Genomic DNA, 18,995 nt, shown 5'->3' with positions numbered 1-18,995 from the left:
AACACTAACTTTACAACCTCATTTACAACTTAATTCTTCGTTCCCACTTCGCTAAAAACAGCCCCAATTTCTTGCTGCTGTTTCGTTTTATTTCGCGTCGTTCTCAACGGGAGGCGAACTATAGCAATCCCCTACAAACCCCGCAAGTACTTTTATTCAAATTCTTTAAAATATTTTTATTTATTTGTTTTTACCTAAATCCCAGCGCACGATCGACTCGCCGCTACCAGTTGTCTTGGGTACCGGGCGGAAGGCGTGGCCATAGACGATCTCGAAGGTGAGCGGCAGCTTACCGTCGGGGCGGCGGGTCGCCTCCAGCGCCGCCCGCAAGCCTCTCCCGGCGGCGCGCCCGAGCAAGCCACGACCGCGGGTCGCCAATGGATTGCCGCCCCAGGCGCGGACATCTGCAAGCAGCTTATCGACGGTATCGTAAGTGACTGTAATAGTTTCCATATCCATAACCGGTGTCGAGAAACCAGCATTAACCAGCATGTCGCCGAAATCGTGCATATCGACGAACGGTAATACGTGGGCGCCACCGCTGATACCGGCAAACGCATTGCGCAATTCCTTGAAAGTGTCGGGGCCGAAGCAGGAGAACATCAGCAAGCCATCTACTCGCAACACGCGGCGCCATTCGGCGAATACTCGATCAGGCTGTGGGTACCAGTGCAGCGCCAGGTTGGACCAGACCAGATCGACCGAGTTCTGACCCAGAGGTAACTGTGCGAAATCGCCACAAATCAGAGCAGTGGCCTGTTCGTCGGCGCCACCAGTAAACGGGAGCCACTTCTTTAACAGGCGATTGACTGACATTTGCGCGCCTTGACGCTGTTTTTTTGCTACCGACAGCATGGCGGCAGAAGCATCCAGGCCAAGCACCGAAGCTTCCGTGAAGCGCTGCTGCAATGTATATATATCCGGGCCAGTGCCGCAACCGGCATCCAGCACACGCTGCGGAACCAGTTTTACGAGAGCAAGACGTTCGTGCATGCGGCTGGAAATTTCACGGCGCATGAACTCGGACTCACGCACCAGTTCAGTTCTCGAGAATAATTGGCGCACCCGACGTAAATCGATCGGCGCACTTTGATTGGCTTCGGAGGGTAGAGAAGGAGTAGGCATCGGAATCCGGCTGGTAAGATGAAATGCGATAATCGGCAGTAGTTTACACGCTTGATTAACGGTAGGCTGGCTGCCACACCCACTTACACGGAACGGGAACAGCACCTTGTTATTTGCCCAACTATACCGATGGCCCCAGCAACGGCTAGGACGAATCCTTGCGGGGCTGCCGTCATGTTGCGCATTGTGCGGCACCACCGGCGCGCACTTAATTTGCGGCGGTTGCCGTCAACACTATTTTACGAAGGGCCCGCCCCGTTGCCGGCAATGCGCGAACCCGACGCTTCTCGCATCCACATTGTGCGGAATATGCCTCAAGCAACCGCGCGCATTTGACAACACTATCGCGGTCATCGATTATGCTGCTCCGATTGACCAGTTGGTGTTAGCGCTAAAATTCGGCGGGCGGCTGGCGTTGGCTCCGCTGTTTGCAGAAATGCTGGCGCGTGCGGCACAGCAACAAGTCATGGCCGGCTCTGGCGATACGGTGCTGCCAGAGTTATTGACGGCAGTCCCATTGAGCGCCTCGCGGCTGCAACAGCGCGGCTTCAATCAGGCTCTCGAAATCGCCAAACCGTTAGCGCGCATACTGAAACTGCCGTTGCAACACGATCTGCTGCGACGGCAGCGCGATACGTTGCCGCAGTCGCATGGACTCGACCTGTTGCAGCGGCGCCGCAATCTGCGCAGGGCGTTTATTGTGCAACCAGAGGCAATTAAACAGATACGCGGCTGTCATGTCGGCGTGGTTGACGATGTCATGACTACCGGCGAGACGTTGAATGAGTTTGCCCGGACCCTGCGCAGCGCGGGGGCTAGTCGCGTCACCAACCTGGTCTTTGCCAGGACGCCGTAGCCTTGGTTTGCGTATCAGTTTATCTATAAAGGAGAATCAAGTTGTTCCACGTCGTACTTGTTGAACCGGAAATCCCACCAAATACCGGCAACATCATTCGTTTATGCGCCAATACCGGCGCGCAGTTGCATTTGATAGAGCCGCTCGGCTTTCCATTGGACGACACGAAAATGCGTCGCGCCGGCCTGGATTATCATGACTATGCCAGTATGAAAGTGCACCCAAATTGGGATGCCTTCGTGACCAGCATGCGTAACGCAGGCAGTTATGACGCAAGCCGGATGTTTGCGATGACGACCCACGGCTCGACACCCTTTGCCAACCTGGAATTCCGATCCGGCGATGTCTTCGTGTTTGGCTCTGAGACGCGCGGCCTTGATCCTGCGCTACGTGAATCCTTTACGCCGTCGCAGCGTATCCGCCTGCCGATGCGCCCTAACAACCGCAGCCTTAACCTGTCCAACACGGTGGCCGTGGTGGTGTATGAAGCATGGCGTCAAAACGGCTATTGCGGCGGGGCATGATAAAAGACGGATTACACGAATTGCACTGATTACCTTGAGGCAATGCGCGTTGTCTATTGCTATAATCGGCCGGCGCAGATGCCAACTTCACGGGCCACGTTTGCGCGCCCGACCGAAACACAGCAGTTGCAACAAGACCAAACCGACGAATATCTACTGTTCGTAGTTGCCCTATCCTCTTAAAGGAACATCATGTCTTTGCGTTTCGTTTTCCCGTTTTTCTGCGCGCTGGCGCTCAGCATTGCGGCCCACGCGCAAGAATACCAACTTGGCAAGCTGCACATCGGCCATCCTTACGCGCGTGCTACGGTGCCTGGCCAGGCGAGCGGCGGGGCGTTTCTGAGCGTCGAAAATACCGGCCAGGAAACCGACAAACTGATCGGTGTCAGTTCTCCGGCAGCAAAAAGCGTCGAAATTCATACCATGTCGATGGATGGCAACATCATGAAAATGAGAGAGATTGGTGAAATCGAGCTGAAACCTGCAAGCAAGATCACGATGACGCCTGGTACCGGTATCCACATCATGCTGATCGGTCTGACCAAGCCGTTGGCGGCCGGAGATAAATTTCCGATGACGCTGACCTTCCAGAAAGCCGGCAATATCGAGGTATCGGTGCATGTCGGCGATATGAGCGGCAAACAGCGCGAAACCGCACGCCAGCACTGATTGAAATTAGTCTAACCATAAAAAAAGCGCGACCTTCGCGCTTTTTTGCCGTCCCAATGACGAAGTTGTCGAACCATCACGAACCCTGACGCACCTTGTCGAGCAATTTGCTGGTAGAACGGTCATGCTGGAAAGGGATTGCAACTACCTGACCGCCGTAGGCGAGCACCGCCCGCCCTTCGGGAATCGCATCCATCTGGTAGTCACCGCCTTTGACGTAGACGCCGGGCTGCGCTTCTTGCACTACTTCGAGTGCAGTGTCTTCATCAAACTCAACTACCAGGCTGACCGCTTCCAGTGCGGCCAACACCGCCATGCGATCGGCGCAGGTGTTGATCGGACGATCATCGCCTTTGCCCAGGCGTTTTACCGAGGCATCGGTATTCACGACCACGACCAGCGATGCCCCTTGTTCACGCGCCTGCGCGAGATAGGTCACGTGACCGCGATGCAGGATGTCAAACACGCCGTTGGTCAGCACTACTGGCTGCGCTAAAGCAGCAACGCGTGCCTTGAGTTCGGCGCGAGTGGAAAGCTTGGTTTCAAATTTGGGCATGACAATAAAGAAAAAAGCCGCAACAACTTTGCGGCTTGGATTGAATCGATTGATCTCGTCGGTAATAACATGGCGTAAACCAGAGCTGACGCCACAATCATCACACTGCTTCAGCGGGCTTGACCGCCAAGCGGGCGACGACCTCCTTCCGGTAGCGGTTCAGCTCCTGCACTGTATCGAACGTACGCTCGAACAACAAAGACATGTTGTGCAAGATGCGGTCGACAACCTTCTTTTCCCACACGCCGTCGAACTTGATTTGCTCGTCAAGCCAGCGTTCCAGCCACTCAGGATCGGGCAAGCGGCTCTGCACCGTATCATTGGGGAACAGGGACTGGTTGACGTGCAGATTGGTAGGATGTAAGGGCTTTTCAGTGCGTCGCGCCGATGCCATCAGCACGCCGATTTTGGCAAATGCCGCGGAAGCACTGTCGCCGACTTCGGACAAGGCTTTCTTCATGTAACGCAGATAGGCGCCACCGTGACGTGCTTCGTCCTGGCTGATGATTTTGTAGATTTGCTTGATCACCGGTTCGGTGTGCCAGTCGGAGGCGCAACGATACCAGTGGTTAAGGCGGATTTCGCCGCAGAAATGCATCATCAGGGTTTCCAGCGGCGGTGCCGGGTCGAATTCGAAACGCACGTTGTCCAGCTCGGCTTCGGTAGGCACCAGTTCTGGGCGGAAACGGCGCAGATACTCCATCAGCACCAGAGAATGCTTCTGCTCTTCAAAAAACCAGACCGACATGAATGCGCAAAAATCGCTATCGCCGTGGTTATCACGCAAAAACATCTCAGTTGCGGGCAACGCCGACCATTCCGTAATCGCATTCATGCGGATAGTTTGAGCTTGTTCGTCGGATAATTTGGCGGCGTCAAACTTGTCCCATGGAATATCGGTCTCCATGTTCCAGCGGACTTGTTCAAGCGATTTAAACAATTCTGGATACAGCATACATACCTTAGCAAGTGAGTTAACTACCCGATTTTACCAAGAAATTGTTACATCCTTGTTTTTAAACCAGTAGCCAACAAATTTTTACCGGGAGTAGCAAAAATTACAACAAGACCAAGCTATCAGGCCGAGCACTGAGTCAGACAGCAGATTTTTTACCATCATGCTTTTTTACGCTATTCAGAAAGTTCGGATTCAATCATCGAAATATTGTTATATTTCCACACTGAAATTCTTGATGTGTATCGCTGCTTTTGACCGCGTCTCTTGAATCCATTTTTTACTTCTCAGCGTATAAAAAATACACGCCCACTTGTCTATTCTTTAAGTGCCCCGCTAAGAGGCTTTCAACAAATGATCTTTTCAGCCGAAAGTAAGCAGATGAAAATCGCGGTCATTGGCTCTGGTATCGCAGGACTGTCTTGTGCATACAGACTTGCCAAGTCAGGACAGCATGTCACCCTGTATGAGGCCAACAATTACTTTGGCGGCCATACCAACACTGTCGATGTCACGCTGGAAGGCAAAACTTGCGGTGTGGATACCGGCTTTCTGGTCTTTAACCATCGCACTTATCCGACACTAGTCAAGCTTTTCGACGAGCTAGACATTGCCACTTCGGCAACTGACATGTCTTTCTCGGTGAAGATGCCGATCCCCGCCGCGAACGGCACTCGTCAGCTGGAATGGGCCGGCTCCAACCTGAACAGCGTATTTGCCCAGCGCCGCAATCTGTTGAGCTCGCGCTACCTGCGCATGCTGCGCGACATCCTGCGCTTCAATCGCCAAGCAACCGCGCTAGCGTTGAGCGGTAACGCCGGACTGACATCGCTGGGGACGTTCCTGCAAAAACAGCATTACAGCAAGGAATTCCGCGACTGGTATTTATTGCCGATGGCTGGCTGTATCTGGTCTTGTCCTACTGCGCAAATGTTGGAGTTCCCGGTTTCCAGTTTTGTCCGTTTTTGCCATAACCACGGTCTGCTGCAGGTCAGTAATCGGCCGCAATGGCGCACCGTGCAGGGCGGCGCCCGTCATTACGTCGAGAAAATGCTAGCCGCGATTCCGTACAAGCATTTGCAAACGCCGGTCATGGCGGTATCGCGCAGCAACCATGGCGGGACCCCGAAAGTTCACATCGAAACCAGCGATGGCAGCCACCGCTTCGACCATGTGGTGATGGCGGGACATAGCGACCAAAGCTTGCGTATTTTGCAAGACCCAACAGGACAAGAGGCTCGGTTACTGGCGGCGATCAGCTATCAGCCCAACCGGGCGGTGCTGCACACCGACTCCAGGCTGCTGCCGCAACGGCGTAAAGCGTGGTCGGCATGGAACTATCAAAGCTCCGGGGGGCAAGAGCAACAAGTGTGCGTCCACTATCTGCTTAACCAATTGCAACCGCTGCCGTTTAAGACACCGCTGATCGTCTCACTGAATCCGATAGAAGCGCCGGCACCGGAGACCGTGATCAACAGTTTCGACTATGCGCACCCGGTATTTGATGCCGTCGCCGTTGACGCCCAACGGCAGTTCGCCGCCATCCAGGGACAACGCAACACTTGGTTTGCTGGTGCCTGGCTTGGTTATGGCTTCCATGAGGACGGTTTGAAATCGGGCCAAGCCGTAGCGCAAGCAATTCAGCGCGTCGCCGCCACAGCGCCAGATCTGCGCGGCATGGCCGCCTGATTCCAGAGCCCGTCCCCGGATTTGCCATGCCACTCCCCGCACAACAACCTCAACTGTGTTTCGGCACAGTGCGTCATCTGCGCCTGAAGCCCAAACGCAATGCGTTTAGCTATGGCGTTTATTATTTGCGGCTGCCACTGCGCGCGCTTGCCGCCGACGGCTTCAACAACCGCTTTTTTTCGCGCAACCGTTTCAATATTTTGTCGTTTCATGACAAGGACTACGGCGATGGCAAACAAGCACCGCTAGCGTGGATCGACGGCTTATTGCGCACGGAAGGCGTACATGATGCCGATGGCGAGATCTGGCTGCAGACCTTTCCGCGCGTCTTAGGCTACGTATTCAATCCGGTTTCGTTCTGGTTTTGCCATCGCGCCGATGGCACATTGCGGGCAGTGTTATGCGAAGTGCGCAATACATTTGGTGAGAAACATTGCTACCTGCTGGCAGGAGCTAACGGAACCGGCATGCCGTTCGGCCTTGAATTACGCGCCAACAAGGTTTTTCATGTGTCGCCATTCTGCCGGGTTGAAGGCAACTATCGCTTCCGCTTCATGCGTGCCGAACGCAAGGCTGACCAGCAGCAATACGAGCACACCACAGCGCGCATCGAATACGACGATGATGACGGCCCGCTGCTCATTACCAGCATTTGCGGCAGTTCCTCGAAAACGCAATCCATTTCCAATCGCACAATCGCGCGTGCCATGCTGGCATATCCATTGATGACTTTCGGCGTGATGCTGAAGATTCATTGGCAAGCGCTCAAGTTGTGGCTCAAGCACGCTCCCTTTTTCAGCAAACCCATTCCGCCATCCAGCGAGGTGACAAGATGCGAACTAACAAGATGAATTACGACTCCACTCACTCAAACGCACTCGACCTTCATCCGGATACCGGCTCGCTATCAACCGACGCCTATCCGGCTCAGGCCAGGTTCATCCTGCAAATCCTCGGCAAGCTTGAGCATGGCGCACTGACCATGCAGTTCCTGGACGGTCAAAGTGCGACTTTCGGCAAGCTCGACGACCAGCATCCAAGGCCACTGACGATGACCTTGAAAAACTGGGACGTTTGCCACGCCGCGCTTAAATCTGGCGATATCGGCTTTGCCGAAACGTATATCGACAAGCATTGGACCACTGACAACCTGCCGGGCCTGATTGAACTGTTTGTCCGCAACCGGCAGACGGTCGAATCGGTCATCTACGGTACCTGGTGGGGCAACCTGCTATACCGCATCAAGCATCTGTTCAACAACAACAGCAAGGCCGGCAGCCGCAAGAATATCCACGCCCACTACGACATCGGCAATGACTTCTATCAGCTGTGGCTGGACCCTTCGATGACGTATTCCAGCGCACTGTTTTCTGACAGCCACGTCGAAAATCTGCAAGAAGCACAGTTGGCCAAATACCATCGTGTTCTCAAACAACTCGACATAGAAAAAGGTGCGCGTATCTTGGAGATCGGCTGCGGCTGGGGCGGCTTTGCAGAAATCGCCGCGCGCGAAGCGGGGGCGCATGTGACGGGATTGACGCTGTCGACCGAACAGCTGCAGTTCGCCAATCAACGCCTGCAGCAAGCCGGTGTCGTCGACCGCACCGAGATGCTGCTGCAAGACTATCGGGATATCGACGGCCAGTTCGATGCGATCGCATCAATAGAGATGTTTGAAGCGGTTGGCGAGAAATACTGGCCCGGCTATTTCTCGTGCGTGTCGCGCAATCTGAAGGCGGGGGGACGGGCGTGTATTCAAAGCATCGTGATCGCCGACGAATTGTTCGAGCGTTATCGCAAAAGCACCGACTTCATCCAACAATATATTTTCCCGGGAGGCATGCTGCCTTCGCCGTCGGTGTTTTGCCGCAACGCCGAACAGCATGGATTGAAGGTCGTCGACACGCTGCTGTTCGGCATAGACTATGCGCGCACCCTGGCCGAGTGGCGGCAAGCCTTCAAACAGCAGTTGCCGCGCCTGCTGACGCAAGGATTCGACGATCGATTCCTGCGCACCTGGGATTTTTATCTGGCTTATTGCGAAGCGGGGTTCCGCGCAGGCAGCATCAATGTCGCGCAGTTCACTTTACAAAAAATTTAATCCAATGAGGCACTCATGCCGATCAGATTGTGTTTCGGATTGTTTTTCGGATTGCTGCTGACCATGCCGGGCATGGGAACTGCCAGCGCAAACACCAGCGATGCGCTCGATGCGCGCAGCATTGCTCCGCCGCACATCGAACAAGCGATACCGGAGGCGCGCCTTGCCGGCCAGGGAAGCTTCCGCTGGTTCGGCTTGTTGATTTACGATGCGCAATTCTGGGTCGGATCTCAAGACTATCAGGCCAGCAACCCTGACACAGCGCCCTTTGCGCTCGATCTGGAATATGCGCGTTCCCTCAATGGCGAAAAAATTGCCGAAGCCAGCATTGAGGAGATAAAAAAAATCGGCGGCTTCAGCGACGCCTCTTACGATCGCTGGCTGTTACAGATGAAAGGGGTGTTCAAGAATGTCGTCAAAGGCACCCACATCACCGGGGTATTTATCCCCAATTACGGCGCGCGCTTTTTCTATGACGGCAAGGCGCTCGGCGAGATTGCCGACTTGCAGTTTGCCCACGCTTTTTTTTCCATCTGGCTCAGCCCGAAAACCAGCGCCCCGGCATTACGCAAGAAATTGCTCGCCAACGCCGAGCAGCGTTGATGGAGACATATCGCTTCCAGACACTGCTGGCATATGGCCTGTTCGGCATGCCGCTGGCGCTGGTGGCGCTGCCGGTATACGTCTACGTGCCGCATTTCTATGTCCAGCATTTCAGCCTGTCGCTATCGGCGATCGGCGGCATATTGCTTGCCGCTCGCCTGTTTGATGCGTTCCTCGATCCGGCCCTGGGCAGCTGGCTAGACCGCTCCGCCAGCGCGGATCGTTACGGCAAGGCCGTGAATATTTCGCTACCGTTTTTAGTGCTGGGCCTGAGCGGTCTGCTGTTGCCGCCGACAATCGCGGCAAATTTTCCGCTTGCATGGCTGCTTGGTACATTACTGGTGGTATACCTTGGCTTCAGCATGGCGACCATCGCCCATCAAAGCTGGGGAGCGGCATTAACCCAAAGCCAGACCCAGCGCAGCCGCCTGACGGCAACACGTGAAGCCTGCGGTCTGTTAGGCGTTATCCTTGCTGCTATTTTGCCGGGTACGCTGGGCTTGCAATGGCTGCCTCTGATCTTTACCTTCATTCTTTTTTCCACCGCACTGGTTCTGCGCAGTGCGCCGCGCCCGCTTCTGGTAAGCGCAGTCAAACCCAACTCTGCCGCCGTTGCTGCATTCGAGCCATTCCGCAATAACCGCTTTCGCTGGCTGTTTGCGATCTTTATGCTCAATGGCATTGCCTCGGCAATTCCAGCGACGCTGTTCCTGTTTTTTGTCGATGACCGATTGCAGCTTGCTGCCTACGGCGGTCCGCTGCTGGTGCTGTACTTCGTCGCCGGCGCGGCGTCGATGCCAGGCTGGTATTTGCTGGCCAGACGGTATGGCGAAGCGCGCGCATGGCGCATCGCAATGCTGCTGACAATCTGCGTCTTTATCCGGGCTTACGGCTTGTCTGCCGGCGATCTGCTGCCTTTTGCGACTATTTGCGCGCTGTCAGGGATCGCCTTGGGCGCCGACCTGGCTTTGCCGCCGGCACTGCTGGCAGCCGTCATTGGAAAGGCAGGGCACAGCGGTCAAAAGGAAGGCGCCTATTTTGGCATCTGGAACTGGGGCACAAAAATGAACCTGGCGCTGGCAGCGGGAATTGCCCTGCCTATGCTACAGTTTCTGGGATACCTCCCGGGCAGTGCAAACCACGCTGGCGTGGAAGCCCTGTCATGCGCTTACGCACTGCTGCCATGCGCCCTCAAATTACTTGCCGCGTTGATGTTGTGGCGAGCGCCTGTGGCTGACATCTGAATCAAATCGAAAATCACATCGACCTCTGGAGCGACAATCATGAAATGGCTAAAAAGCACTTTACTCGCACTGACCATGTTGCTGACAGCCTGCAGCACGACAGTCGAGCCGTCCTATTACGCAGATCAAAAACCGGTCTTGAACATGCGGGAATATTTCAACGGCACGCTCGATGCCTGGGGCATGTTTCAAGACCGCTCGGGCAAGGTGGTCAAACGCCTCACCGTGGTGATCGATTGCAAGTGGGAAGGCGATACCGGGACCTTGGATGAACATTTCACCTACGCCGACGGCACCACCCAGCAACGCATCTGGACCATCAAGAAAACCGGCCCCAATACTTTCAGCGGCAGTGCCGCCGATATTGTCGGCACCGCCATCGGCCACACGGGTGGCAATACCCTGCACTGGGCTTATGTCCTGGCGTTGCCGGTCGATGGCAAGATCATCAACGTTACACTCGACGACTGGATGATTCTGATGAATAACAAGATCATGCTCAATCACGCCGTGATGAGCAAATATGGCATCAAACTGGGCGATATCACGTTATCGTTCAGCAAACGCGGTCAGGAAAAGTAACGATGAAACCTCTGAACCCGCCCATCAAGGAGTGGCGTAACCTGCGCGTCTGGATTATTGGCGCATCGAGCGGAATCGGTGCCGAGACTGCGCTGCTGCTGTTGCGTAAGGGGGCTCGGGTCGCTTTATCCGCACGCAAGACGGACGCACTGGAAAAGCTCGCCCAAGATTATTCCGATGCACTGAAATTGACGCTGGATATCACCATCCCAAGCAGCATCACGGCGGCGCGCGATGTGATCATTCAACAGTGGCACGGAATCGATCTGATACTGATTGTGGCCGGTGCCTACAACGAAATGCGCGCCGATAATTTCGATCTGAACATTGCCAATCACCTGCTCGCCACCAATCTGCATGGCGTATTCAACTGCCTGGATGCGACCCTGCCTGTTCTGCTGAAACAAGGCACAGGGGCGATCGGCATCGTCGCTTCGGTGGCAGGATATAGCGGCTTGCCGAAAGCGCTGGTGTATGGACCATCGAAGGCCGCGCTGATCAATCTGGCGGAATGCCTGTTCTTAGATCTGAGACCGCGCGGCATCGGTGTGTACCTGGTGAACCCCGGCTTTATCGATACGCCGCTGACAGCCGGTAACGATTTCAAGATGCCGGCGCTGATGCCGGCCGCTGACGCGGCATCGGAACTGGTGAAAGGTCTGGAACGGGGCGATTTCCACCTGCACTTCCCGAAACGCTTCACCACCTGGTTGCGACTGGCTCGCCTGCTGCCGTATCGCGCCTATTTTGCATTGATCCACAAGGTAACCGGATTATGAGCAGCACACCACATCAGAACGTATCACGGGTCGTGGATTTTTTTGAAAATCTGTCGCAGGATAATTTATCCGACATACCGATGATTTACGCCGACAACGCCTGGTTCAAGGACCCGTTCAATGAAGTCCGCGGACTGGCCGAAATCAATCGTATCTTTGCCCATATGTTCGTACAGGTAGATTTTCCACGCTTCGTTGTCACCAGCCAAACGGTAGAAAGCCAGAACGCTTTTCTGACCTGGAATTTCACGTTCCGGATGAAACGCTTTTCAAACGCCGAGCAAGCCATACGCGGCGCTACGCACTTGCAATTCAACGATGCCGGCCTGGTAAGCTATCACCGCGACTATTGGGATGCAGCAGAGGAGCTGTATGAAAAACTGCCGCTGCTGGGCGGCCTGATGCGGGTGCTGAAACGCGCCGCGCGCAACTAAAAACAGCACTGAACGCGGCGTTGGCAGCATCGCCATCACTTGACAGCTGCTGTAGTCTTGCGTGCGCGTGACGCCGCGTTACCACTAGCTTTCTTGACAACGGGTTTCGAAGCGGCCTTAGTAACCGGCTTGTCGGCAGCCTTGCGGCGAGTTTTTGCTGCGGGCTTTGTCGCCGGTTTTGCGTTTTTTTGCTCGGCCGCCTTCTCCGTCGCCACCACGCTGCTGACGGCTTGTTTGAACTGGTTTTGCAACAAATCCCACCAGGCATTTGCATTGCCCGCGGCCGCCGCTTCGGCTCTCGCCGAGGCATTCTCAGCGTTAGGCGAAGCGGTCGTCGGCTCGCACTGCGGCGCTTGCGGAGCCACTGGTTCGGCATCGGCACTTTGTCCAGCAGTCATAAACGAAAACGGGAATCCGGGCGGCATGGCCCAGGCGCTTGCCGCCGCCTCATCCGCAACGCCGTCCCGGCTATCGGCACTCGATTGGCTGACTGCCGCCATCGCCTGCAGGGCGCTCAAGGTTGCGCTTTGCACCTCCAGCGCCTGGATCGTGGTACGCAACATATTCAGATTCAAGTTCAGCCATGACTCGACTGCTTTCAGATCGGTGATTTTCTTGTTGATTTCATCGACCGACAACGTCGGCACGACCATACCGGGCACGCCCATGCCGCCCCACATCTTCTTGATAAATTCGAGACTGTCCTGCATCGCATCGACTCCTGGAATAGTTGAATGACTCATTACAATCTCCTTCAGAAAGAGCTCGCATCACCACCATCTGCAACACCGGTCAAGGCCGCTGCATCTTACAAATACTTGGGATTGCCGTTGCCGCCGGCGCCAGATAACGCTCGGTCCTGAAGCCGTAGCCGCTACCCTCATTATCAAACCGGATACCGCCATCGGCAAGCTTTTGCATCACGGCGACGCACAACGGCTGGATCAGTTGGTGATCGTCGGCACGCATGGTGGCTTGGTGGAAAGCACTTCTGTAATGCGCGCCTTCCAACGCCCGTGCCACCGCATCGGTGCTTTGGGCTTTCTCGATGGCTGCCACCAACATGTCGATCATGACATCCATCCGCAAAAACAGATAGTCATCTTTTGGTTGCGGATAACGCTGGCGGAAACTGCGATAAAACGCATCGCTGGCGCTGTTATGAGCACCATCTGCAACATGCAGATGCGCATTCGAATGCCATTCAGCAACCGCGCGCACCGTGCCGACACCGGCCGCCAATGGCGGCCGGTGCCCCCAGGCTGTTGCCATAGAAGGCGTAGAACTTGAGGTGCAGGCCGGCTTCCCGGGCGGCCTTGACCAGTAAGGTCAGATCGTTGCCCCAGTTGCCGGTAATGACCGTATCGGCCCCGCTGGCGCGGATTTTGGCGATGTAGGGCGCAAAATCCTTGATCTTGCCGATCGGATGCAACTCATCGCCGACGATCTTGATGCCCGGCCGCGCCACCTCCAGCTGACGGCGTGCGGCCTTGGCCACCTGTTGGCCGAAACTGTAATCCTGACCGATCAGGTAGACGCTTTTCGCCTGACGGTCGTCTTTGATGACTTCAACCAATGCGCGCATGCGCATGTCAGCATTGGCATCGAAACGAAAATGCCAGAAACTGCATTTTTCATTGGTCAATGCCGGATCGACCGCCGAGTAGTTCAGAAACAACACGCGATTGTCGGGTGTCCGGGCGTTGTGCTTATTGATTGCCTCGACTAGCGCACCAGCCACCGCCGAACTATTACCCTCAAGCACAAACGGGATTTTTTGGTCGGTCAATTGCCGTAATTGCAACAATGCATCCTCGACACCCTGCTTGCTGTCGAACACCGACAGCGCCAGCGGATGACGACCATCCGGCAAGCGCACCCCGCCGCGCGCGTTGACCCGCTCCACCGCAAAGCGGATATTACGCTCCACCGCAAAGCGGATATTACGCTCCACCGCCTCGCCGGCGTTGGCAAACGGCCCGGACATGCCCTCAATCATGCCAAGCCGGATGGGTGCCGGATTAGCCACTTCAGGTTTGGCAGATGCGATAGCAGTGGCAGACGCAGCGGCGGCTGCACAAGGCATAGCAGCGCACAGCGTCAACCCGCATAGCACGGCGGCAGTAACAGCATGACGTGGGAGATGAAACATCGACGATTATTAGTCTTTGATGGGAATACAATATTTTACGTGGTTTACCGCATTTGCCAGAATATTGTCGGGTCAATCACGACAGATACGTTTACACTATCGGCATGCCGTCTTCCTCCGTCACTCCGTCTACCGCAGACTACCGCCTTACCAGCCGTCGCCGCTGGTTGTGGGTACCGGCGCTGACAGTCCTGTTGCACGTGTTGCTGATTAGTTGGGGCAGCCGCCAGTTCGGCGTTTCAACGCCGGTCAATCGACCAGATCAGGTGATACTGGCCGATCTGCTGCCACTGCCGCCGGTCGAAAAGCCGGTGCTGTTGCCGCAAACCGCCAAACCCAAGCAAAAAATCAGCCCTCCGGCACACAGGAAACCAACCGTTGCGTCAGCGCCGGCGCCGGTGAAAGAGGTGCCAGAAGCAATGCCAGAGGCAATCCGAGATACGCCGATCAGGGAAACCGTTATACCCAGGGTGGACGACGCCACCATGGCTGCAGCGTTGGCCTTTGCAGGCGCTGCGCCCGCCGCCGACGCCATATCACCCGTTATCGAGCCTGCCGCAGCACCGGCTGTCGCGACGCTCGACACCCAACCCACGGCCGGCAAGCAATACCATACCAATCCGCCGCCATCGGCGGAGTTGAAGTACGATGTGGAAGCGTTGAACAAGGGACAGAATTACTACGGCAGCGGCAAGATCACGTGGCAAACCGACGGCGGTAGCTACAGCATGAATCTCGAGGCGGGCGTACTGTTTTTTACCGTGCTCGATGTAAAAAGCGAAGGAGAAATCAATGGCTTCGGCGTTGCGCCAGTTACCTTTACGCAAAAACGTTTCCGCAAACAACCGACCATCACGACCTTCCATCGCGAGCTCAACCAGATCGTTTTTTCAGACTCCAGCAACAACTATCCGCGCAGCGGCGGTGAGCAGGATCGCTCCAGCGTAGTATGGCAACTGGCGAGTATCGGCCGTGGCGACAGTAGCCAGTTCGCGCCGGGCACCGTGATCGACATGTTCGTAGCGGGACCGAAAGATGCCGAAACATGGCGTATGCAGGTGGTAGGCGAAGAACAAATCAACGTGAGCGGCAACAACACCGATGTATGGCATGTGATTCGCATCCCGCAGGCGGGCTCTCACGAACAGCGCCTTGATATCTGGCTGGCGCCGCAGCAGGAATGGTATCCGGTCAAGTTACGCTTTACCGAAAGCGACGGCGACTATACCGATATGTCACTGTCCAAATTGAAGCGACTCGATGCGGCGGCAGCGAACTAAATTTTCTTTCAAGCCGTCTGAGGACAAACAAGTTCGGCGCTTGAAAAACCGCATCTTTTTTGGAAAACCATGAAATCAATCTTATTCCGCCTGTCCCTCGCCGCGACACTCAGCGGCGCCATGCTGACGGCCTCCGCCGCCGACACCGATCATCCGACCAACAAGTACAAAATTGACTTACCTCCATCGGCCGACCTCAGCTACGCCATTCAGGCTAAGCAAAGCGGTTTGACGATCAGCGGCGCAGGCTTGGTTCAATGGCAAGTCGGCGACAAGAATTTTAGCGTCAAGTCAGAAACCCGCGCCATGATTGTCGGTAAAATACTCGAAGCATCCAGCGCAGGAGCAATAGACGATTACGGCCTGGCGCCAACCCAATTCGTCAACAAGCGTTTTCGCAAGGAGGCCACCACCACGACCTTTCATCGCGATAACGGCACCATCAGGTTTTCCGAATCCGACGCAAGCTACCCGCTGAAGGGCGGCGAGCAAGACCGCACCAGCATCATCTGGCAACTGATCTCGGTTGCACGCGCCGCGCCGAAGCAATTCAAGCCGGGCTCCGACTGGATCTTCTTTGTCGCTGGCATGCACGACGCCGAAGCCTGGACGTTCAAGGTTATCAAGAATGAAAAAATCAGCACGCCGATGGGCGAGCTAGAGACCGTGCATATCTTCAAGGCACCGCCGCCGGACGCCAAGGACCAACAGTTGGATCTCTGGCTGGCACCATCGCTGGAATGGTATCCGGTAAGGCTGCGCTTTACTGATCCGAATAAAGACTATGTCGAACAAAACTTGCAAAAAATTAGCGGCAAAGCGGGCAAATAGCGGATTCTGCTGCGGCCGCCTCTGGCGCGGCATAAAATTACCTCTTCCACATTGACACAGTAAATTCTATGACTACACCAAACGGCGCCATCGTCCTGTTCAGCGGCGGCCAGGATTCAACCACCTGCCTGGCCTGGGCTTTGTCGCGCTACGAGCGGGTCGAGACGATCGGCTTCGATTATGGTCAGCGACACGCCATTGAGCTGACCGTGCGTCCGATCCTGTTGCAAAAAATCCGTCAGCAGTTCCCACGGTGGGCCGACAAGCTGGGCGCAGATCACATGATCGACCTGTCCCTGATTTCGAAGATTTCATCGACAGCGATGACCGAGGATGTCGAGATCGTCATGCAGGAAAACGGCTTGCCGAACACCTTCGTGCCCGGCCGCAACCTGCTGTTCATGACAGTCGCCGCTACCGTAGCCTACCGGCGCGGCTTGAATGTGCTGGTAGGCGGCATGTGCGAAACAGATTTCTCCGGCTATCCCGATTGTCGCGACGACACCATGAAGGCGTTGCAGGTCGCACTGAATCTCGGCATGGCAACCCAACTCAAGCTGGAAACGCCGTTGATGTGGATCGACAAATCGGAAACCTGGAAGCTGGCGCAAGACCTCGGCGGCGAAACATTGGTCGACCTGATCCGCGCCGATACCCATACCTGCTATCTGGGCCAGCGCGGCGCGCTGCATGACTGGGGTTATGGCTGCGGCACCTGCCCGGCTTGCGCGTTGCGGGCACGCGGCTACCAGCAATTCACGCGGACCGGCAGCAGGTGAGGCGTCGACGACATCCACCTTATTTTTTTGAAGGAGGCGCCATGATGTCGTCTTATCGACAATATCCAACCGATAAAACTCTCCTTTATGTAAAACCACAGCACCGGGTTGATAAATATTATTTGGGTCAAAACGTGGGATCCATACGTTTTTTTATTAGCCCTGTCTTCTGCATAATGGAATATATTTTTTTATGCAGAATTACATCACCCTTTAAATATTTTTTGTTGCCTTGCCATACTTCGATCCATTTTTCACCTACGTCAGGAATTTTTTTGAGCCCATACAATATGCCATTGAAGTATTTTTGCGGCGGTAACGGAGCAATCTGTTTTTCAAAAGAGCTGGTTGGCAGTTGATTATTGAAGAACTGTTTTATTTCCGACCATAGGTCGTGCAGCTTTGATGCGACATTAATTTTTGCTCATCATTCCTGCCATTATTTAGTGCTACGACTTTGTTGGTGTTGGAGTCAATTACTGGCGAGCCAGAAGATCCTGGTAAGGAGTCGCATGTGTACTGTACCGAACCCACCGGATTGTAACGATCGAAATTGCGAATTTTGCAAGGCTCCTGCGGGTTACCGCGTGCATCATCATAAATAGAAATTACCTTTTTATCATTTTCATAGTTGTATTGAGGTAAGTAAATCTCTTGTCCTATATGAGGTTGTCGAACATCCAGGCCGAGATAACCAAATCTTTCCACACTTTTGAACTGTTCAGGCTTGATAGAAAACAATGCATAATCCAGGCCGGCACCAGTATATTTCCAAGACATAACACGCTTCACTGGATCGTAAACCTGAACTTGCTGCCTTGGAGAGTAGGCCAGTAATTTATCTCCTTCGACGGCAACTCTGCCCCTGTCATCATTAAATTCGATTGTGTAATCACGCGGATTGCCGGACGATAATACATGTGCATTGGTGATAAGGTGATTACCAGCGCCCACGCGCCATGCGATTCCAGCGACGTTAGTATGTTTATTGTATATCTGGGCAACCGGCTTGGCATGAAGGACTTTGAGTGGGTCAGTTTTGGCAAGTTTTTCAACGGGAGTCCTATCGTCTATGCCGGTGATTACTCTCCTAAGATTAAGATTTTCTACAGAATGAGAAGAGCGGATTGGGATTCGCATTTTTATCTCCATATGACGCATCTTTTACGCACATTTGCATTCGTCAGCGCCGAACAATTCATTTTCAAAACGCTGCGCAGCGCGGCACCGCACGCCTGTGTAGAGCATTGCAAAGGCACCGTTGAGAATTTCTGCCGGCGTTGCACCAAAGCCGCTGGGTGAAGATATTGTCGAACGTTCGCCCACGCCCATTCATGCTGATGCTGATGCTGACCTACCCCGCTTGAGCAGCTTCATCATGGCATTTTCACTATAAAGTGTGGTCGGCTGCTCGCCAATATGGCGATTGCCTATAACAAGCAGCGCAATAGCAAGGGCCATCCACCGCACAAGCCGCACATTTTTTCTGTTGACATTTTGTGGGGCATGAACCCGAAGTTTGGCGCGCTGTATGCGCATGGGATATACCTGACAGGAGCGCGCTATTTTTTTCGCCGGCAACTGACGACCAGTTCTCGCCGAAAATCCAAATAACTTGATGGCAAACCCGCAGGCAAATAAAAACGGCTGGCGGAAAATTTCTGCCAACCGTTTTTTAACGCTCAACCAGGATCAAACTCGGCGCTTAATTAGTCGCCCCTGAACAACCCCATCCCCCCAATGTTGGCGGGGCCTGATGCCTCAAAAGCGGTTGCGGAATTTGCAAGAACATGGAATATTTCTATTCAATTTCTTGCAAATATTGTCGAGGTGTCT

General features: G+C 54.6%; 20 protein-coding genes and 1 pseudogene. 14 read left to right on the top strand and 7 right to left on the bottom strand.

What is annotated here, in order from left to right:
• Positions 1–180: 180 nt before the first annotated feature.
• A complete protein-coding gene (locus tag ACIQ0R_RS04190; RefSeq protein ID WP_395823968.1) occupies positions 181–1,125 on the bottom strand; it encodes a methyltransferase domain-containing protein in 945 nt (314 codons plus the stop codon).
• Between the two features lie 298 nt (positions 1,126–1,423).
• On the opposite strand from ACIQ0R_RS04190, the gene ACIQ0R_RS04185 reads away from it, so the two are divergent.
• The 3 genes from ACIQ0R_RS04185 to ACIQ0R_RS04175 all read left to right on the top strand — a co-directional run bounded on the left by ACIQ0R_RS04185 (position 1,424) and on the right by ACIQ0R_RS04175 (position 3,174).
• Positions 1,424–1,981 (top strand): ComF family protein, encoded by a 558-nt coding sequence (locus tag ACIQ0R_RS04185; RefSeq protein WP_395823965.1) that lies wholly within the window; start codon positions 1,424–1,426, stop codon positions 1,979–1,981.
• A 41-nt stretch (positions 1,982–2,022) separates the two neighbouring features.
• Positions 2,023–2,505 carry a tRNA (uridine(34)/cytosine(34)/5-carboxymethylaminomethyluridine(34)-2'-O)-methyltransferase TrmL gene (gene trmL / locus ACIQ0R_RS04180; RefSeq protein WP_395823962.1) on the top strand — a complete coding sequence of 161 codons (483 nt, stop codon included), beginning with the start codon at positions 2,023–2,025 and terminating at the stop codon, positions 2,503–2,505.
• A 192-nt stretch (positions 2,506–2,697) separates the two neighbouring features.
• Positions 2,698–3,174: a copper chaperone PCu(A)C gene (locus ACIQ0R_RS04175; RefSeq protein WP_395823959.1), complete on the top strand. Its 477-nt coding sequence runs from the start codon at positions 2,698–2,700 to the stop codon at positions 3,172–3,174.
• Between the two features lie 76 nt (positions 3,175–3,250).
• Here ACIQ0R_RS04175 and rfaE2 read toward each other — a convergent pair whose 3' ends face one another.
• Both rfaE2 and ACIQ0R_RS04165 read right to left on the bottom strand, forming a co-directional pair.
• Entirely contained in the window at positions 3,251–3,730 is a 480-nt protein-coding gene (gene rfaE2 / locus ACIQ0R_RS04170) for a D-glycero-beta-D-manno-heptose 1-phosphate adenylyltransferase (RefSeq protein ID WP_395823957.1), read from the bottom strand.
• Between the two features lie 100 nt (positions 3,731–3,830).
• Positions 3,831–4,685: a ferritin-like domain-containing protein gene (locus tag ACIQ0R_RS04165; protein WP_395823954.1), complete on the bottom strand. Its 855-nt coding sequence runs from the start codon at positions 4,683–4,685 to the stop codon at positions 3,831–3,833.
• Positions 4,686–5,066: 381 nt separating this feature from the next.
• Here ACIQ0R_RS04165 and ACIQ0R_RS04160 point away from each other — a divergent pair, with 381 nt between their 5' ends.
• From ACIQ0R_RS04160 to ACIQ0R_RS04125, 8 genes are read left to right on the top strand one after another with little or no spacing between them, the layout of a single operon-like run.
• Positions 5,067–6,374 carry an NAD(P)/FAD-dependent oxidoreductase gene (locus tag ACIQ0R_RS04160; protein ID WP_395823952.1) on the top strand — a complete coding sequence of 436 codons (1,308 nt, stop codon included), beginning with the start codon at positions 5,067–5,069 and terminating at the stop codon, positions 6,372–6,374.
• Positions 6,375–6,400: 26 nt separating this feature from the next.
• Positions 6,401–7,225, top strand: a complete 825-nt coding sequence (locus ACIQ0R_RS04155; protein WP_395823949.1) for a DUF1365 domain-containing protein — start codon at positions 6,401–6,403, stop codon at positions 7,223–7,225.
• Positions 7,207–8,475 carry a class I SAM-dependent methyltransferase gene (locus ACIQ0R_RS04150; RefSeq protein ID WP_395823946.1) on the top strand — a complete coding sequence of 423 codons (1,269 nt, stop codon included), beginning with the start codon at positions 7,207–7,209 and terminating at the stop codon, positions 8,473–8,475. Before ACIQ0R_RS04155 ends, ACIQ0R_RS04150 begins: the two co-directional genes overlap by 19 nt.
• 15 nt (positions 8,476–8,490) lie before the next feature.
• Complete coding sequence (locus ACIQ0R_RS04145) at positions 8,491–9,078, top strand: chalcone isomerase family protein (protein WP_395823943.1); 588 nt, start codon at positions 8,491–8,493, stop codon at positions 9,076–9,078.
• A complete protein-coding gene (locus tag ACIQ0R_RS04140; protein ID WP_395823940.1) occupies positions 9,078–10,322 on the top strand; it encodes an MFS transporter in 1,245 nt (414 codons plus the stop codon). The genes ACIQ0R_RS04145 and ACIQ0R_RS04140 overlap by 1 nt, the downstream gene beginning before the upstream one ends.
• 39 nt (positions 10,323–10,361) lie before the next feature.
• A complete protein-coding gene (locus ACIQ0R_RS04135) occupies positions 10,362–10,904 on the top strand; it encodes a DUF3833 domain-containing protein (RefSeq protein ID WP_395823936.1) in 543 nt (180 codons plus the stop codon).
• 2 nt (positions 10,905–10,906) lie between these two features.
• On the top strand, positions 10,907–11,683 hold the full coding sequence (locus tag ACIQ0R_RS04130) for an SDR family NAD(P)-dependent oxidoreductase (protein ID WP_395823933.1): 777 nt from the start codon (positions 10,907–10,909) through the stop codon (positions 11,681–11,683).
• A complete protein-coding gene (locus tag ACIQ0R_RS04125; protein WP_395823929.1) occupies positions 11,680–12,117 on the top strand; it encodes a nuclear transport factor 2 family protein in 438 nt (145 codons plus the stop codon). Before ACIQ0R_RS04130 ends, ACIQ0R_RS04125 begins: the two co-directional genes overlap by 4 nt.
• 35 nt (positions 12,118–12,152) lie before the next feature.
• Here ACIQ0R_RS04125 and ACIQ0R_RS04120 read toward each other — a convergent pair whose 3' ends face one another.
• Positions 12,153–12,860 (bottom strand): PhaM family polyhydroxyalkanoate granule multifunctional regulatory protein, encoded by a 708-nt coding sequence (locus ACIQ0R_RS04120; protein WP_395823926.1) that lies wholly within the window; start codon positions 12,858–12,860, stop codon positions 12,153–12,155.
• A 49-nt stretch (positions 12,861–12,909) separates the two neighbouring features.
• A pseudogene (locus ACIQ0R_RS04115) lies at positions 12,910–14,203 on the bottom strand (branched-chain amino acid ABC transporter substrate-binding protein).
• 170 nt (positions 14,204–14,373) lie between these two features.
• Here ACIQ0R_RS04115 and ACIQ0R_RS04110 point away from each other — a divergent pair.
• The 3 genes from ACIQ0R_RS04110 to queC all read left to right on the top strand — a co-directional run bounded on the left by ACIQ0R_RS04110 (position 14,374) and on the right by queC (position 17,159).
• Positions 14,374–15,549 carry a DUF3108 domain-containing protein gene (locus tag ACIQ0R_RS04110; RefSeq protein WP_395823924.1) on the top strand — a complete coding sequence of 392 codons (1,176 nt, stop codon included), beginning with the start codon at positions 14,374–14,376 and terminating at the stop codon, positions 15,547–15,549.
• A 69-nt stretch (positions 15,550–15,618) separates the two neighbouring features.
• A complete protein-coding gene (locus ACIQ0R_RS04105) occupies positions 15,619–16,380 on the top strand; it encodes a DUF3108 domain-containing protein (protein ID WP_395823922.1) in 762 nt (253 codons plus the stop codon).
• A 68-nt stretch (positions 16,381–16,448) separates the two neighbouring features.
• On the top strand, positions 16,449–17,159 hold the full coding sequence (gene queC / locus ACIQ0R_RS04100) for a 7-cyano-7-deazaguanine synthase QueC (protein ID WP_395823920.1): 711 nt from the start codon (positions 16,449–16,451) through the stop codon (positions 17,157–17,159).
• 375 nt (positions 17,160–17,534) lie between these two features.
• On the opposite strand, the gene ACIQ0R_RS04095 is transcribed toward queC, so the two are convergent.
• The gene (locus ACIQ0R_RS04095; protein WP_395823918.1) at positions 17,535–18,299 is read right to left on the bottom strand and encodes a trypsin-like serine peptidase; all 765 of its coding nucleotides are present in this window, start codon (positions 18,297–18,299) and stop codon (positions 17,535–17,537) included.
• A gap of 192 nt (positions 18,300–18,491) precedes the next feature.
• A complete protein-coding gene (locus ACIQ0R_RS04090) occupies positions 18,492–18,845 on the bottom strand; it encodes a hypothetical protein (protein ID WP_395823916.1) in 354 nt (117 codons plus the stop codon).
• Positions 18,846–18,995 lie beyond the last annotated feature (150 nt).

The organism is Collimonas sp. (genome assembly GCF_044339385.1).
In the GTDB taxonomy this organism is placed as follows: domain Bacteria; phylum Pseudomonadota; class Gammaproteobacteria; order Burkholderiales; family Burkholderiaceae_D; genus Collimonas.
The sequence above is the reverse complement of the archived record's forward strand: the minus strand, read 5'-3'. Positions and strand labels throughout refer to the sequence as shown.

Coding starts and splice junctions, on each gene's coding strand:
- ACIQ0R_RS04190 (WP_395823968.1), bottom strand. CDS start 1,125: ATGCCTACTCCTTCTCTACCCTCCGAAGCCAATCAAAGTGCGCCGATC.
- ACIQ0R_RS04175 (WP_395823959.1), top strand. CDS start 2,698: ATGTCTTTGCGTTTCGTTTTCCCGTTTTTCTGCGCGCTGGCGCTCAGC.
- rfaE2 (WP_395823957.1), bottom strand. CDS start 3,730: ATGCCCAAATTTGAAACCAAGCTTTCCACTCGCGCCGAACTCAAGGCA.
- ACIQ0R_RS04165 (WP_395823954.1), bottom strand. CDS start 4,685: ATGCTGTATCCAGAATTGTTTAAATCGCTTGAACAAGTCCGCTGGAAC.
- ACIQ0R_RS04160 (WP_395823952.1), top strand. CDS start 5,067: ATGAAAATCGCGGTCATTGGCTCTGGTATCGCAGGACTGTCTTGTGCA.
- ACIQ0R_RS04155 (WP_395823949.1), top strand. CDS start 6,401: ATGCCACTCCCCGCACAACAACCTCAACTGTGTTTCGGCACAGTGCGT.
- ACIQ0R_RS04150 (WP_395823946.1), top strand. CDS start 7,207: ATGCGAACTAACAAGATGAATTACGACTCCACTCACTCAAACGCACTC.
- ACIQ0R_RS04145 (WP_395823943.1), top strand. CDS start 8,491: ATGCCGATCAGATTGTGTTTCGGATTGTTTTTCGGATTGCTGCTGACC.
- ACIQ0R_RS04140 (WP_395823940.1), top strand. CDS start 9,078: ATGGAGACATATCGCTTCCAGACACTGCTGGCATATGGCCTGTTCGGC.
- ACIQ0R_RS04135 (WP_395823936.1), top strand. CDS start 10,362: ATGAAATGGCTAAAAAGCACTTTACTCGCACTGACCATGTTGCTGACA.
- ACIQ0R_RS04130 (WP_395823933.1), top strand. CDS start 10,907: ATGAAACCTCTGAACCCGCCCATCAAGGAGTGGCGTAACCTGCGCGTC.
- ACIQ0R_RS04125 (WP_395823929.1), top strand. CDS start 11,680: ATGAGCAGCACACCACATCAGAACGTATCACGGGTCGTGGATTTTTTT.
- ACIQ0R_RS04120 (WP_395823926.1), bottom strand. CDS start 12,860: ATGAGTCATTCAACTATTCCAGGAGTCGATGCGATGCAGGACAGTCTC.
- ACIQ0R_RS04110 (WP_395823924.1), top strand. CDS start 14,374: ATGCCGTCTTCCTCCGTCACTCCGTCTACCGCAGACTACCGCCTTACC.
- ACIQ0R_RS04105 (WP_395823922.1), top strand. CDS start 15,619: ATGAAATCAATCTTATTCCGCCTGTCCCTCGCCGCGACACTCAGCGGC.
- queC (WP_395823920.1), top strand. CDS start 16,449: ATGACTACACCAAACGGCGCCATCGTCCTGTTCAGCGGCGGCCAGGAT.
- ACIQ0R_RS04095 (WP_395823918.1), bottom strand. CDS start 18,299: ATGCGAATCCCAATCCGCTCTTCTCATTCTGTAGAAAATCTTAATCTT.